The organism is Gracilibacillus sp. JCM 18966, from assembly GCF_055392695.1.
This window is the reverse complement of the sequence record NZ_AP043883.1, coordinates 3,641,138-3,656,500: the sequence shown is the minus strand read 5'-3', so window position 1 is coordinate 3,656,500 and position 15,363 is coordinate 3,641,138. Positions and strand designations below refer to the sequence as shown.

Sequence of the window (15,363 nt, the reverse complement as noted above, 5' to 3'; positions counted from 1 at the left end):
CTCCATTTTAGAAGCTAAGAAGTGGAGGGCTCTGGTATTAACACTAGAGGGAAGGCTTTCTGATCGAAGTCTAACTTTATAACGGCTGGATTCGTACGACACCTAATTTAAATCCAGGCATTTTAGAAAAGGGGTCTAGTTGATCATCGACCAGGCGATTCACGTTTTGATTTTCGGTCCAATGAAAAGGTACAAAAACAGTATCTTTTCGAATAGCTGAAGAAAATTGACTCCTAACGATAATCCAACCTTTTTCTGAGGAGACCCTCACCAATTCCTTATCCTTTATACCATAAATCTTGGCGGTTTGCGGATGAATTTCAAGATATGCTTCAAAGTTAATTGCAGCAAGAGCGGAACTGTTTCTTGTTTGTACACCAGTTAAATAATGAGACATCACGCGTCCAGTTGTTAAAAACAACGGGTAATCATCGGTTAAGGTTGGTTTTTGTTTGAGAGAGTCGTGTTTGACTAAAGCCATCTGGGCTTTACCATCATCATGTGCAAATTCGTCTTCGAATAGTCGAACCGTTCCTGGATCATTTTCTCCTCTACAAGGCCAAAGGATACCCTTTTCTTTGCGTAAACGTTTATAGGTCATCCCTGAGTAGTCAGCTTTTCCTCCTTTAGAAGCCAATCGAAGTTCATCAAAAATCTCTTCTGAAGATTGGTAAGAGAAATGTTTCTTCTTACCTAATTTGTTAGCAATTTCACAAAGTATTTGCCAATCATGCTTTGCCTCTCCTTGGATAGGAAAGCTTGCCTCACGCAAGAGCACACGCCCTTCTACATTTGTTAAAGTTCCTTCATCCTCTAAATAAGAAGTAGAAGGTAGGACGAGATCCGCTAGTTGAGCTGTTTCTGATAAATAAAGGTCAACCACCATTAAAAACTTTAATTTCATTAAAGCTTTTCTAACAAAATTAGCATTTGGGCTGGAGACGATTGGATTTGAACACATAATAAGCATACTTGTAATTTCTTTTTGATCCACCTTTTCAAACATTTCAAATGCCGATACACCTTTTTTCGGTAGGTCTTTTTCATCGATTCCCCAAACCTTGGCGATGTATCTTCGATGCTCGATATTTTCAATAGACCGATATCCAGGTAATTGATCTGCCTTTTGCCCATGCTCTCTTGCCCCTTGCCCATTTCCTTGTCCAGTGATTGCAGCATATCCAGAATATCGTTTGCCAATTTTCCCTGTAGCAAGTAAAAGGTTAAGAAATGCACGAACGGTTTCGGTGCCATTTATCTGTTGCTCAATTCCACGTGCAGTGAAAATCATTCCTGATGGCTCTGAACCAAAGATATGAGCTACTTGGCGTATTTCTTTTTCTGTAATTCCTGTATCTGTGACAATCTCCTTCATAGTAATGGATGTTACATAATCCTTTACCTCTTTATAATGATGGGTCCGTTCTGATACAAAGGTATGGTCGATAAAATTAGCCTCTATTATCATTTTTAAAATCCCATTCGCTAGAGCAATATCAGAACCAGGTTTAATCTTAAGATGTAGATCAGCGAGCTGAGTGGTCTTTGTTTCTCTCGGATCAATCGCGATGATATAGGCGCCATTTTCCTTCGCCTGTTGAAAATAAGGCATAATAGTAGGTTGACATTCGGCTATATTCGTACCAGCTAAAATAATGACACGAGTATTTGGAACTTCTGTAAGGCTATTGGTAAAGCCACGATCCAGTCCAAATGTTTGATTGGCTGCTGTTGCTGCAGAGGACATACAAAGTCTACCATTATAATCAATATACTTTGTGCCAAGGGCAACACGTGCGAACTTTCCAAGTAAATATGCTTCTTCATTGGTTATAGAGGCACTCCCATAAACAGAGAGAGCATTCTTTCCATCTTTTTTTTGGATAGATGTGAAGCGTTCTTGAATCGTGTCTAAAGCTACTTGCCACGATACAGGCACAAATTGACCATTTATTTTTAATAATGGTTTTGTAATTCTTTCTTGATTTAATGCGTGTTGGTGCGCATATAATCCTTTTACACATAATCTTCCTTCAGAGGTTGGATTATCCTGACCTATTGTTTTATATTGCTTCCTAGAAATAATCTTTTGTTCGATTAATTGCATTTTACATTGCATACTACAAAAAGGACATTGTGTTTCATAAACATTTTCTGATTGGACCTTTTGTTGCTTTTCTCTAAAATATCTTAACATGAGATCTGTCATTATGATAAACTCCTTTAATAGTTTACGGTTGTGTTTGCTTAATCATTGCCTCTGTCCGCTTCCTTTGTTCTTCGACTAATGTGGCGAGTAAAAGGTTTTGTAATTCCTTGTTAAATAAAATCTCTCGAACATGTATGATGCCCATTCTGTTGATCCATGTAGAGATAGGTTCATTAAATTTAGCGGATTGCCTATAATATTGAAGGAGGGCAAGCAGCATTTTTCTTACTTCCTTTGTTGTTTTGCTTACATTTACAATAGTATGGTTCATTGTTTTCCGATCATTTATTTTTAACTCCCAGCCGTCCTTCGAAAGAATGATATGAATATCTGTAGTGTATCTATCCTTTTGGCAGCAACAGACTCTAATCGATAAGGAAGTCGGCATCCTTAAATATTCCGTCTGTTTTTCCACTTCTATCGCTAGCTGTGTCAAACTCTTTTTCTGGCAATCACATAAAAGATCATGACTTATTTGCACATTACTTAACATACGATCAGTGTAGGGATATAATTTCATCTGCAATTCCTCACAAATGTCGTCTAACTTCTCGATTGGAATTTGATGTAAGACAATACGTTGATGTTCGTTTATTTCAAGTGATGGTAACGCATATTTTAATGCGATTTCACTAATTCTTTTTAACTGTCTTGCTTCCACCATTCCCCCATAAAGCTGTGGAGAGATCGAATAGGTACCATTTTTTTGCTTGATAGCACTCCATCCTTTTTTTATATAAAATAGATCCTCACTAGGAGCTGTCTCTACATCTATCATTTCAAGGTAATATGCTAATGCCTCCTGACAATAAGAACAGCCATTGGCCTGAGACCAACCTAGTACTTGCCTGATCTGAACAACACTTGTTAAGCTGTTGGCTATGATAGCTTCTACCACCTGTTCTTCGGTGAGTGTTGTACATGAGCAGAAGTGATTAGATTCTATTGTGTTATCAAAGTAATCACTGTGTATATAGCGGATTAATTCATCGACAGTTGACTTACATCCACCACAAGAGCTAGAAGCTTTTGTACATTTTTTTACTTGTTCGATTGTTTGGAGATTGTGTGTAACTACTTGTTCGATGATTTGTGCCTTTGTGACATGATTACAAGTACAAACTTGTTCGTCTTTTGCTAATTGTGCTGCATAAGATTCGTTTATTTTTACGGGCATCATCAAGGTTTGCTTTTCCGGATCTGGAATAAACTTTTTCTTTTTTATTTGGTCTAGCAGCTTGGGTCCTGTTGAAATGTCCCCAAATAAGACGGTACCAATTAACTTATCCTTTCTGAAGAACATTTTTTTATAGGTTTGATTAATCTCATCGTGAGCTGTTATTGCTTTGACATCTTCGTTCTCGGTTATTTGTCCTGCGGAGAAAAGCTCAATACCAGAAGCTTTTAATCGTGTCGATAGTGTAGATCCCTGATAGGGGAGTGTCTTACACTGACATAAGTGTTTTGCTAAAATTTGAGCCTGTTCGTATAAAGGTTTTACAAGTCCGTATACTGTTCCATTATGTTCCGCACATTCCCCAAGTGCATAGATATCTTCTATATTCGTTTCCATGAAATCATTAATAACAATCCCTCTATTTGTTTTTATTCCAGCTTTTTTTGCTAATGCTACATTCGGCTTCACTCCTACCGCCATGACGATGAGATCTGTTTTTATTTCCGTGTTGTCTTTAAATCGAATTCCTTCTACTCGCTTATCCCCATATATTTCTGCTGTTTCTTTCTGAAGCAATATATTTAAGCCTTGTTTAACTAAGGCATTTTGCACTAATTCCGCCGCTTTATTGTCCAATTGCTGATTCATAATACGGTCAGCTAAATGAATAACATCAACCTTCATTCCTAGATTCAGCAATCCTTGTGCCGCTTCAAGACCTAAAATACCTCCACCAACAACTGCTGCCTTGTTACTGTTTTTTGCTATTTTTAATATCTTTTTACAATCTTCGATCGTTCGAAAAGCTACGACACCATCTTTATCTGTACCTGGTATGGGAAGCATAAAGGGACTAGAGCCTGTCGCTATAATTAACTTATCAAAATGCACGGAACGCTTTTTAGTGGTGATTACCTCTTTTTGTTCTGGGTCGATTAGTATCACCGTTTCATTAGGATAAAGCAGTATGTCGTGTTTTTCGTACCATTCCCATGAATGCAAAGTAATTTCTTCAAATGAAGTTTTTCCTTGTAGCACTGAGGAAAGTTGAATTCGACTGTAATTAGTATACGGTTCTGAACCGAAGACCGTGATGTCGTAAAGGTCTGGGTTCTCTTGGATAAGGTATTCCATACACTTTATTCCGGCCATACCATTCCCGATGAGAACTAGCTTCATCTTGTTCATCAGGTTCCCTCCTTAAATTTATCGAATCCTTTGAAGGGAAGACTATCATTGTTTTACTGTCTTTGTCTTAAAGGTTGTCAGGATATATTACAGAAAAATTCTGTTGTCTAAAAAGGAAAAAGAATGTTAGAAAAGTTAACAATTAAATGGAAACCCTCTTAGTATCGCGTTAATCTAAACACAAGTTAAAACGAAATTGGGGGACAGACAATGGAGAAGAAAAAGCTTGTTTTAATAGGTAACGGTATGGCAGGAGTTCGCACTATTGAAGAAATTCTGAAATTGTTACCAGATCAATTCGATATCACCGTCTTTGGAAAGGAACCTTATCCAAACTATAATCGAATTCAATTATCTAAAGTATTGCAAGGAGATACAGAGCTTAGTGACATTACATTAAATGAATGGCAATGGTATGAAGATCACAATATTCGTTTATACCCCGGAGAAACAGTTACGAGCATTGATAAAGCTAATCAAATTATTTATACCGATAAAGGTAAACAAACCCCTTATGATCAATTAATTATCGCAACAGGTTCTAATCCATTTATGCTGCCACTGCCTGGGATCGAAAAGGAAGGGGTTACCGCATTTCGAGACATACAAGACTGTGAGGAAATGATCACGGCCTCTCGTCAGTATAAACGCGCTGCTGTTATCGGGGGTGGGTTATTAGGCCTAGAAGCAGCTCGTGGATTGTTGAATTTAGGGATGGAAGTAGATGTCATTCATATCGCGGATTATTTAATGGAGCGCCAATTAGACCGTACAGCTGGTAAGCTTTTACAAGAAGAATTAGAAAAACAAGGAATGAATTTCTTACTAGAAAAGCAGACAACAAAAATTTTAGGGAAGAAAAGAGTGACAGGTCTACAATTTAAGGACGGAAATAAAATAATGGCTGATCTTGTCGTAATGGCAGTAGGGATTAAACCAAATGTGCAATTAGCAATGGAATCAGGAATTCAAGTAAATAAAGGAATCGTTGTCAATGATCATATGCAAACAAATGTTCCAAACATTTATGCAGTAGGGGAATGTGCCGAACATAATGAGATGGTTTATGGATTAGTTGCTCCTTTATATGAACAAGGTCAAGCTTTAGCAAAACATATATGTGGCATGAACCATCAAGGTTATAAAGGGTCCGTACTATCCACTCAATTAAAAGTTTCCGGTGTGAATGTTTTTTCAACTGGAATTATCAATGAAACAGAGCAAACAAAAACAATAAAGCTATTCGATGAATGGAGAAATACTTATAAGAAAATTCTGATACAACAGGATAAGTTAGTTGGTGCCGTTCTTTTTGGTGATACGAAAGAAGGAACAAAATTATTAAGCCTGATCAAAAAGAAAGCGATGGTAAATGAATATCTTGAGAGCACTCAAAATAAGGATAAGGATGAAAGTGTTGTTGCTTCAATGAGTGACGAGGAGGTTATCTGTGGATGTAATGGGGTATCTAAGGGAACCATTGTAAATGCTATTAAAAATCAAGGGTTAAAAACAGTGGAAGAAGTAAAGGGATATACCAATGCATCTCGTTCGTGTGGTACATGTAAGTCACTTGTAGCTGACTTATTAACCTATACTTTAGGTGACGATTATCAATCAGAGGAGAAGGAAACCATTTGTGCATGTACGGATCTGACAAGAGATGAAGTTATTGCAGAGATTAAACAAAAAAATTTAACACATACTCGTGAAGTAATGAACGTATTAGGATGGAAGTCAGAGGAAGGCTGTTCTAAATGTAAACCAGCCTTAAATTATTACTTAGGGATGATTCATCCAAAAGAATATGAGGATGAGCGGGAGTCTCGCTTTGTTAATGAAAGACTGCATGCGAATATTCAGAAGGATGGAACATATTCGGTTGTGCCAAGAATGTATGGTGGGGTAACGAATGCAGCAGATTTAAGAAAAATTGCAGATGTGGCAGAAAAGTATGATGTTGGCATGATTAAATTAACTGGTGGACAACGCATTGATTTACTCGGTGTTAAAAAAGAAGATTTACCACATGTTTGGGATGATTTAGGAATGCCATCAGGATATGCCTATGGAAAATCGATACGAACAGTTAAAACATGTGTTGGATCAGAATTTTGCCGTTTTGGGACACAAGATTCTACAGGGATGGGAATCCAATTAGAGAAAAAATTTGAAGGATTGAATACACCACACAAAGTAAAAATGGGTGTCTCTGCTTGCCCACGAAATTGTGCGGAAAGTGGGATTAAGGATGTTGGGGTTGTAGGTTTAGATGGTATTTGGGAGATCTATGTAGGTGGAAATGGTGGGACTGACTTACGAAAGGCAGAGCTGCTTGTTAAAGTAAAGACAGAGGATGAGGTGTTGGAGTATACGGCTGCCTTTTTACAGTATTATCGTGAAAATGCGAGGTATTTAGAAAGAACGTCACATTATGTGGAGCGTGTTGGTTTAGAACATATAAAAGAGGTAGTGATGGATGAAGAGAGTCGTAAAACCCTAAATGAAAGAATGGAAGAAGCACTGAATGTATATCAAGAGCCTTGGAATCAAGTTTTGGAAAATGAAACGATATTAAAAGATCTATATGAAAAAGTGGTAGCGAAATAATGGATGGAGGAATGAGGATGGAACAAACAAATCGAAAAGTTTTCGTAGGTAATTATCATGAGCTACCAGAACGTATCGGTAAAACGGTCATTTTAGAAGATAAAGAGCTTGCTATATTTAAGCTTGCAAATGGCGAAGTTCGTGCAATAGAAAACCGCTGTCCACATAAAGGTGGCGTTTTAGCAGAAGGTATGGTAAGTGGGGAGCATGTATTTTGTCCGTTACATGACTGGAAGATTAATATGAAAAGTGGTCTTGTAGAGGCACCAGATGAAGGCTGTGTACAAACATATGAAATTTTAAAAGAACACGATCAAGTATATGTACTTGTTCCTGCTCGAGTAATAAATAGCTAAATCGGAAGGAAAGTGTAGAATTATCGGCACTTTCCTTCACTTTTTCAATAGGAGGTATTAAAAATGACAAAAGTGTATATAGTTGGAGCAGGTCCTGGTGATCCAGAGCTTATAACGATTAAGGCGATGAAATGTATTCAGAAGGCGGATGTCATTCTTTATGACCGTCTCGTTAGCAGAGAATTATTAAAAGAAGCGAAGCAAGAGGCAGAACTTATTTACTGTGGAAAGCTGCCAAAGCTGCATGTTATGAAACAAGAGTCGATCCAGCATTTATTAGTCAAATATGCAAAAAAAGGGAAAACTGTGGTAAGATTAAAAGGCGGAGATCCGTTTGTTTTTGGGCGAGGAGCCGAGGAAGCAGAAGCATTAGCAAGACATGGAATTTGTTTTGAAGTGGTCCCAGGTATAACCTCAGGTATAGCGGTACCAGCATATGCCAATATTCCGATAACACACAGGGATTTTGGTAGGTCCTTTGCAGTCGTTACTGGTCACTGCAAAAAAGGTTTACCAGAAGAGATAAACTGGTCCCAATTGGCGAATTCTGTGGATACGATCGTTATCTATATGGGAATGAGTCATCTTTCCTATATCACCATGAGCTTAATAGAGGGTGGTAGAGCTGACACCACGCCAGTTGCCATTATTCAAGAAGGAACGACACCAGACCAAAGAATAGTTACTGGAACATTAAGTACCATTGCAATGCTCGTCCAACAACATAACATAAAAAATCCAGCCATCATTGTAGTTGGAGAGGTAGTCCGTATTGGAGAGAGGCTAAAACAACTGAAGCATCATCCACAAATAACTGATGCAAGAATAGTGGAAGCATATTAGGAGTGACCAAAGTGAAAGCAGTTATATATATTTGTCATGGAAGTAGAGTGGAAGAATCAAAGAAAGAGGCCTTTCAATTAATAGATAAGGTCAAACAACAAGTAGATATTCCGATCCAAGAGACCTGTTTTTTGGAGCTTCAGGAGCCAGATTTATCAGAAACGGTTCATAAAATCGTGGCAAAAGGTGTAACACAAATAACCATTGTTCCTATTCTTTTATTAACAGCAGGCCATGCAAAGCACGATATACCTAAAATGATCGAAGAGGAAAGAAATAAATATCCTCAAATAGTATTCAGGTATGGTCGACCAATTGAAATAGAGCCGAAGATGATCACAATAGTAGAAGATCATATTAAGAAAACAACAGACGAAACAGAAAAATTTGATATCCTGTTCGTGGGGAGAGGAAGTAGTGATCCACAAGCAGTGAATGATACAGAGACATTAGTCGAAATGTTAAGAGAAAAGTTCCCAAATAATCTCATCGAAAAATGTTTCTTAGCAGCGAGCTCCCCGAAGTTTGAAAAAGTATTAACTGAAAAGATTAATAAACAAAAAAAGTCTGTTCTAGTTGTTCCGTATCTACTTTTTACTGGATTATTAATAAAAGAAATCAAGCAGTTTCTAGAGAAATTAACCCTAGCAGACGAACAGGAATTACTGATGACAGAATATTTAAGTCAACATGAGTTATTGTCAGACATCTTAAAGGATCGTGTCTTAGAAGTAACGGAAGGGATGGAGTAAAATTGCAGCAATGGTTGAAAGAGGTAGCCCGTGGGAAAAAAGGGGCGAAAGACTTAAGGTATGAAGACAGTTTAAAAATAGCACAAAGTATCCTATCAAATGAGGCAACAGATGCACAAATAGCAGCATACCTTGTGGCAGAACGTATTAAGACAGAAAGTCCAGAAGAATTATTAGCTTTTATTCATACATTACGTCAAAAATCTGATAGCCTTCGCTTAAACAGGAAAATAACAGATCAACTCATAGATTTTGCAGGTCCTTATAATGGTAGAAATTCTTTCGCTGCCACCATTCCTGTCTCTCTTTTACTAGCAGAATATAATATTCCTGTTAGCTTAGCAGCGAGTGACTCCTTACCTCCCAAATATGGAACCTCTATAAAAGCAATTATGGAGCAATTGGGCTGGGTAAATATGGATAAAGTAGAAATGATGATTTATGAGGAGAATTTTACTTTCTTGGATGCAGAGAAATACTGTCAACCACTTGCTAGGATTAGAAAAATTCGAGAGGAAATAGGTATTCGAACACTTTTTAACACGGTGGAGAAATTGGTTAATTTATCTGGTGCTAAAAATATTATGCTAGGAGCTTTTCATAGAACGGCTATCCATAAGTTGAATGAGGTCTTTAAGCAATTAGAATACGAAAATGTTTATATCGTCCAGGGGATGGAAGGATCGGAGGATGTCCCCGTTCATCGAAATAGTTTTGTTTTTCATTGGAAACGTGAAAATCTAGATTCTTTTACTATAAAACCAGCAGATTTTGGTTTAGAGAATAAAAATTTTGATAAGAAAGAAAAGCTTAACGCAAAGCAACAAGCGAGGATCATCCGCTCTATTTTATCCGGTGAAAAAGATGAGAATTTTACTTATTATTATAATCAAGTGTTATTAAATGCAGGATTACGTTATTACCTATTTCATATAACCCCTACCATACATAATGGAATTCAGATAGCTAAAGAGCAATTAAATAGCGGTCGAGTAATAGAGATAATCGATCGATGGGAGAAGAAATCATAAAAAAATACTGCACCTATGGTAAGTGATTATCGAACCATTGTGTGCAGTTTATTACTAGTGCTTTTTTTTATTATGGAAAAGGTACTGTTCTTTTAGCATGTTTAAGAAATTTTTTTGTTCCTCTACTTTATAAATAGGTTTATTTACTATCTTTTCCAATAGTTCTATTCTAATGTTTGAACCTACCTTCGCTTGCTTCAGTAATGATCTCGCTTGATGAAGGAAGTCAATATATGTTTCATAATCCTCGGGAAAATCATGCTCTAGCTGTGCTTTTATTTTTTTCGCAAGTATGGGACTTGAACCACCGGTGGAAATAGCGATTTGGAGTTTTCCTCGTCTAAGTGCAATAGGGAATTCTATTTCCCCCTTGCTTGCGTGGTGCGTTGCATTAACCCAAGCGTGTTTAGGTTTATGATCAAGAATCATCTGATTCACACTCGAACAATTAGTGGCAATGATGATGACATCATAATAAGGTAAATCAGAAGGAGAACATTCTTTCTTTATCCAGTTTAAATCATAGTGTTGAATCATTTGTCGCAATCCTTCTGTTATGCTAGGACTGATTAGTGTGGGTTTTATTCCATATTCTACCAATCTACATGTTTTTCTTTCCGAAATTTGACCGCCACCGATAATGACCACTTTTTTATTGGATAATGACACCATCATTGGTATTTTTGTCATACAATCATCTCCGTGATTTCATTGTATTATCAATTATCTGACAAGGCAAGCTGTTTGACAAGTGTTTGTCGCTTTTCTAAAATGGAGGAAGAATCAATATTTCGAATTCGAGACTTTAAGAAGAAAGGAAGATTGTATGAAGCATATATTTAAAGAAGGTAAGCACTTATCTGGTCCAACTTTTTTACTGCTGCATGGAACTGGTGGTACAGAAAATGATTTATTACCTTTAGCGGAGATAATAGATCCTGATACTAATGTGCTAAGTGTGAGAGGAAATGTTTTAGAAAATGGCATGCCGCGATTTTTTAAAAGGCTTGCGGAAGGCATTTTTGATGAAGAGGATCTTATATTAAGAACGGATGAGCTGTACCAATTCCTTAGTGAAGCTGCAGATAACTATGGTTTTGATCGAAAGCAAGTGATCGCCATTGGTTATTCTAATGGAGCGAATATTGCAGCTAGTTTACTATTCCATTATCAAGATGGGCTAGCTGAAGCAATTCTTCATCACCCTATGGTGCCTAGGAGAGGAATCGGCCTCCCGGACTTGACTAATACTAAGGTGTTTATCACAGCTGGACGCAATGATCCATTATGTACAGAACAAGAGTCGTTGGATTTAGAAAAAATACTTAGCCAAAATGGAGCGTCTGTACAAATACATTGGGAAAATAATGGTCATCAATTATCCCGAACAGAGGTAGAAGCTGCAAAGACATGGTATGAAAAAAATCGAGATATAGCTGAAGGATAAAGATAATACTGAATATGACTATAAAAAATGATGTACAATCGCCAAAGCTAACGGTAGCTAACGAACGATTCTAATAATTATTAGATCGTTCGTTTTTTAATTTTTTTTGTAAAAATGCTTGAAAAGAATTTTTTTTCGATTATAATATAACTGTACTAAATATATTAATACAGTTAATACAATTCATACACACCATACAGTGAAAGGTAGGGGTGAAATGCTGGAACTTGATCTAAGAAGTAGAAAGCCAATCTATGAGCAGTTAATAGACAAATTTAAACAATTAATCATCCATGATGTACTTAAGCAAGATGAAAAGCTACCTTCAGTTCGTATGCTGGCTCAGCAATTATCTATTAATCCGAACACTATTCAAAAAGCGTATCGAGAACTTGAAGCACAAGGATATATCTATTCTGTGAAGGGGAAAGGAAGTTTTGTAAATTCTATGGTGCCAGAAGCAAATCATGCCGAAATAAAAAAAGTAAAAGAACAATTAAAAAAACAAATAGCGGAAGCATTATATATTGGATTAACCGTTGAAGATTTAAAAGAGATATTGAATGAAATCATTGGGGGTGCGCATCATGATCCAAATACAAAACGTGAATAAGCGATATCGTAAGGAAATGGTATTAAATGATGTATCCCTAATGATAAACAAAGGTTCTATTTACGGATTACTCGGATCGAATGGTGCCGGAAAAACAACTTTGTTAAAAACAATTGCTGGAATTTTCAAACAAAATAGTGGAGCAATCGAGATAGAACGGAAAGCAATTTTTGAAAATATTTCATTGAAAGAACGACTAATCTTTATTCCTGATACGTTATTTTTTTATTCACATTATACCGTAGAGCAAATGGCAAGCTTTTATGAAAATATCTATCCAAAATGGAATAAAGAACGTTTTAACCAAATGCAAAAGCTCTTAGATTTAAATCCTAACAAGAAGATCCATCGTTTTTCAAAAGGGATGCAACGTCAAGTAGCTTTTTGGTTAGCGCTTTGTGCCATGCCAGATTACCTCATTTTAGATGAGCCATTCGATGGTTTAGATCCTGTAATTCGCAAAAAAATAAAATCATGGATGATCCAGGATGTAGCAGAAAGACAAATGACGGTTATGGTTTCCTCTCACAACTTAAAGGAAGTAGAGGATATATGTGACGCTGTTGGAATTTTACATCGCGGTAAATTACTTCTCGAAAAAGATTTAGATGACTTAAAGTCAGATATTCATAAAGTGCAATTAGCATTTAAACAAGATGTGTCAGAAGAATTATTCCAAGATCTACAGCTATTACATCATGAAAAGCGAGGAAGTGTTCATATTTGTATCGTAAGAGGCGAATATGAGGGGATAGAGGCAAAGGTATCCACATACGATCCTGTTGTTTTTGATATTTTGCCACTAACTTTGGAGGAGATTTTCATCTACGAAATGGAGGGTGCGGGGTATGCAATCGAGAACATTCTACTTTAAAAAAGAACTATTAAAACAAAGCTTTCGTTCTACTGGATGGATCGGCATTGCATACTTTGTTGTTCTTGTTTTCTTATTTCCTTTACAGATTTTAATGAATGTGACAAGTGAAGAACTGCAGCATGACCCTTTATATTATGAAGGAGTAGAAAATATCTTTGAAACAAATGGTGTCTTGCATGCTTTATTAATGATTACCGTACCAGTACTAGCAGCATTGTTTGCTTTTCGTTATTTACAAGTTAGAGGCTTTGCTGACTTTGTCCACAGTCTACCTATAAAAAGGAGCAGTTTATTTCATCAGCATTTTATGATGGGGTATTTAAATCTTCTTATCCCATTACTTCTAAATGGATTATTGATGTACATGATGGAAAGAACGATGAATGTAGATGAATTTTTTAGTACTCATGATATTGGTTCATGGTTAATCTATTCGATTGTAATGGTCAGTATCATCTATTCCTTTACGGTTTTGGTAGGAATGATAACAGGTATTTCCGCTGTGCAGCTTGTCTTAAGCTATATCTTTCTCATCTTTCCAGCAGGCATTTTGACACTTCTGTACAGAAATCTGGGAATGTTACTTAAAGGGTTCAGCCCGGGTATTAATTGGCAGGATCAAGCATACCGGTTTTCACCGATTTCACGGAGTATCGAAATGTCTAATTTTGAAGTAAAGGATGTAGAGCTATGGATTTTCTCAATTCTCGCTATCGTATGTTATGTTCTTGCATTAGTCCTATATCGAGTACGTTCGATTGAAGCAGCATCTCAAGCATTAGCGTTTCCATTTCTGAAGCCGATATTCAAATTTGGTGTGACATTTTGTTTTATGCTATTAGGTGGTGCCTACTTTGAATCTGTACCAGGAAACTACATCGGCTGGATCACTTTTGGTTATATATTTGGTGCATTTTTAGGTTACCTGTTAGCTGAAATGCTGATTCAAAAAACCTGGAGAATTTGGGGGAAGTGGAAGGGGTTATTGATTTATATTAGTATCTCCATGATCGTACTTGCTTCCATTGTATTTGATTGGTTTGGCTATGTCGATCGTGTACCACAAGCACATTCCATTGAAGGAATAGAGGTTATTGATGAAATGATGTTTCATCACAATGCTTTAGATCTGGAGATAGATGACCCGAGCATAATGACAGCTAAAGCCGATATAGAGGCAATTCTTGACTTACATGAAGCACTGATAGCCTCAGATCTAGTAAAAGAAAACACCCAATACCATAAAGATTATATTTCCAAATTGTACTTCACTTATTACTTGGAAAATGGTAATAAGATGAAACGACAATATTATGTTCCAGATACAGCGGAGTTTAAAGAATTGCTAGCTCCGATTTATGAAGAAGAAGTTTTTAAGAAAATGAACCGACCATGGTTATTTTTGGATAAAGCCGATTATAGTCAAATAACGATACATGTTAGGGATAGGGAACCACAAAACATCTTTGATCCGAGAATGATAGAACAAATCGTTGAACAGATTAGAAAAGATTATTTGGCTTTAAATTATGAAGAAGTACAGCAAATAAGCAATGCTACAGTTATGATCGATTTGATTTTGGATGAGCAGGGGAACTTTTTCTATATGGAAGTACCATCATCATATGAGAACACTTTAGAATTTATCTCAGAGAATTTTAATTAAGACTCCATAACAGAACAATGAATGAAATGGAAAGGATGTGAACAACAGGATCATGTTACAGACCAAAAGTTTTGATCAAATGGTTGAGAAATATCAAGAAATGATGTTTTTTACTGCTGTAAAAATATTACACGATCGACAATTAGCAGAGGATGCAGTCCAAGAGGCATGGATTAAAGTGTTTCGTTTCCAAATAAAGCTTGAAAAAATTGATCAATTAGGTGCATGGTTACGCACAATAATATCTCGTACAGCTATCGATTTGTTAAGAAAAGAAAAACGATCCAGATCTGTTCTCTTAGATGAAGAGACGACTTTAGAAAACACTACATTATGTGCAACGGAGCATATTGAAAAGTCTCTCGATATCCAATGTACTATGGAAGAAATATCGGAATGCTTATGTAAAGCGAGTAAAAAGATACAAGCAGTTTTTCATATGAAATTTATTAAAGGATTTCAGGATGCCGAAATAGCAGAAGTGTTAGGAATCACTCAATCTGCTGTAAAAACAAGGTTATTTCGTGCAAGACAATTAATAAAAAAGCAAGGGATATATGAAATGCAGCCAGGGGCCTAAACAAAGCTTCTGGT

Annotated in this window: 13 protein-coding genes; 10 read left to right on the top strand and 3 right to left on the bottom strand. The window is 36.6% G+C overall.

From position 1 onward, the window contains the following. Window positions 1–76: 76 nt before the first annotated feature. Together nasC and nirB (ACZ5N5_RS17815) are read right to left on the bottom strand one after the other, a co-directional pair. Entirely contained in the window at window positions 77–2,209 is a 2,133-nt protein-coding gene (gene nasC / locus ACZ5N5_RS17820; protein ID WP_464372848.1) for an assimilatory nitrate reductase catalytic subunit NasC, read from the bottom strand. A gap of 22 nt (window positions 2,210–2,231) precedes the next feature. Continuing rightward, a complete protein-coding gene (gene nirB, locus ACZ5N5_RS17815; RefSeq protein WP_464372847.1) occupies window positions 2,232–4,574 on the bottom strand; it encodes a nitrite reductase large subunit NirB in 2,343 nt (780 codons plus the stop codon). A gap of 210 nt (window positions 4,575–4,784) precedes the next feature. Here nirB (ACZ5N5_RS17815) and nirB (ACZ5N5_RS17810) point away from each other — a divergent pair, with 210 nt between their 5' ends. The 5 genes from nirB (ACZ5N5_RS17810) (at window position 4,785) to ACZ5N5_RS17790 (ending at window position 10,166) form a co-directional block, all read left to right on the top strand. Beyond that, window positions 4,785–7,184, top strand: coding sequence for a nitrite reductase large subunit NirB (nirB, locus tag ACZ5N5_RS17810; RefSeq protein WP_464367958.1), 2,400 nt, complete (start codon window positions 4,785–4,787; stop codon window positions 7,182–7,184). A 17-nt stretch (window positions 7,185–7,201) separates the two neighbouring features. After that, window positions 7,202–7,540 (top strand): nitrite reductase small subunit NirD, encoded by a 339-nt coding sequence (gene nirD / locus ACZ5N5_RS17805; RefSeq protein ID WP_054787551.1) that lies wholly within the window; start codon window positions 7,202–7,204, stop codon window positions 7,538–7,540. Window positions 7,541–7,603: 63 nt separating this feature from the next. Beyond that, window positions 7,604–8,383 carry a uroporphyrinogen-III C-methyltransferase gene (cobA, locus tag ACZ5N5_RS17800; RefSeq protein ID WP_109984561.1) on the top strand — a complete coding sequence of 260 codons (780 nt, stop codon included), beginning with the start codon at window positions 7,604–7,606 and terminating at the stop codon, window positions 8,381–8,383. 11 nt (window positions 8,384–8,394) lie between these two features. Then, complete coding sequence (locus ACZ5N5_RS17795) at window positions 8,395–9,135, top strand: sirohydrochlorin chelatase (protein WP_109984560.1); 741 nt, start codon at window positions 8,395–8,397, stop codon at window positions 9,133–9,135. A 2-nt stretch (window positions 9,136–9,137) separates the two neighbouring features. Further along, complete coding sequence (locus ACZ5N5_RS17790) at window positions 9,138–10,166, top strand: anthranilate phosphoribosyltransferase (protein ID WP_464372846.1); 1,029 nt, start codon at window positions 9,138–9,140, stop codon at window positions 10,164–10,166. 54 nt (window positions 10,167–10,220) lie between these two features. Here the strand turns inward: ACZ5N5_RS17790 and ACZ5N5_RS17785 are convergent, their stop codons facing one another. Beyond that, entirely contained in the window at window positions 10,221–10,856 is a 636-nt protein-coding gene (locus ACZ5N5_RS17785) for an NAD(P)-dependent oxidoreductase (protein ID WP_464367959.1), read from the bottom strand. Window positions 10,857–10,992: 136 nt separating this feature from the next. Between ACZ5N5_RS17785 and ACZ5N5_RS17780 the strand changes: the two genes are divergently transcribed. The 5 genes from ACZ5N5_RS17780 to ACZ5N5_RS17760 all read left to right on the top strand — a co-directional run bounded on the left by ACZ5N5_RS17780 (window position 10,993) and on the right by ACZ5N5_RS17760 (window position 15,349). After that, a complete protein-coding gene (locus ACZ5N5_RS17780; protein WP_054859609.1) occupies window positions 10,993–11,613 on the top strand; it encodes an alpha/beta hydrolase in 621 nt (206 codons plus the stop codon). A gap of 217 nt (window positions 11,614–11,830) precedes the next feature. Further along, window positions 11,831–12,226, top strand: a complete 396-nt coding sequence (locus ACZ5N5_RS17775) for a GntR family transcriptional regulator (RefSeq protein ID WP_109984557.1) — start codon at window positions 11,831–11,833, stop codon at window positions 12,224–12,226. Next, the gene (locus ACZ5N5_RS17770; protein WP_109984556.1) at window positions 12,201–13,100 is read left to right on the top strand and encodes an ABC transporter ATP-binding protein; all 900 of its coding nucleotides are present in this window, start codon (window positions 12,201–12,203) and stop codon (window positions 13,098–13,100) included. The genes ACZ5N5_RS17775 and ACZ5N5_RS17770 overlap by 26 nt, the downstream gene beginning before the upstream one ends. Then, window positions 13,075–14,769, top strand: a complete 1,695-nt coding sequence (locus tag ACZ5N5_RS17765) for a hypothetical protein (RefSeq protein ID WP_464372845.1) — start codon at window positions 13,075–13,077, stop codon at window positions 14,767–14,769. The genes ACZ5N5_RS17770 and ACZ5N5_RS17765 overlap by 26 nt, the downstream gene beginning before the upstream one ends. 52 nt (window positions 14,770–14,821) lie before the next feature. Then, entirely contained in the window at window positions 14,822–15,349 is a 528-nt protein-coding gene (locus ACZ5N5_RS17760) for an RNA polymerase sigma factor (protein WP_054859605.1), read from the top strand. Window positions 15,350–15,363 lie beyond the last annotated feature (14 nt).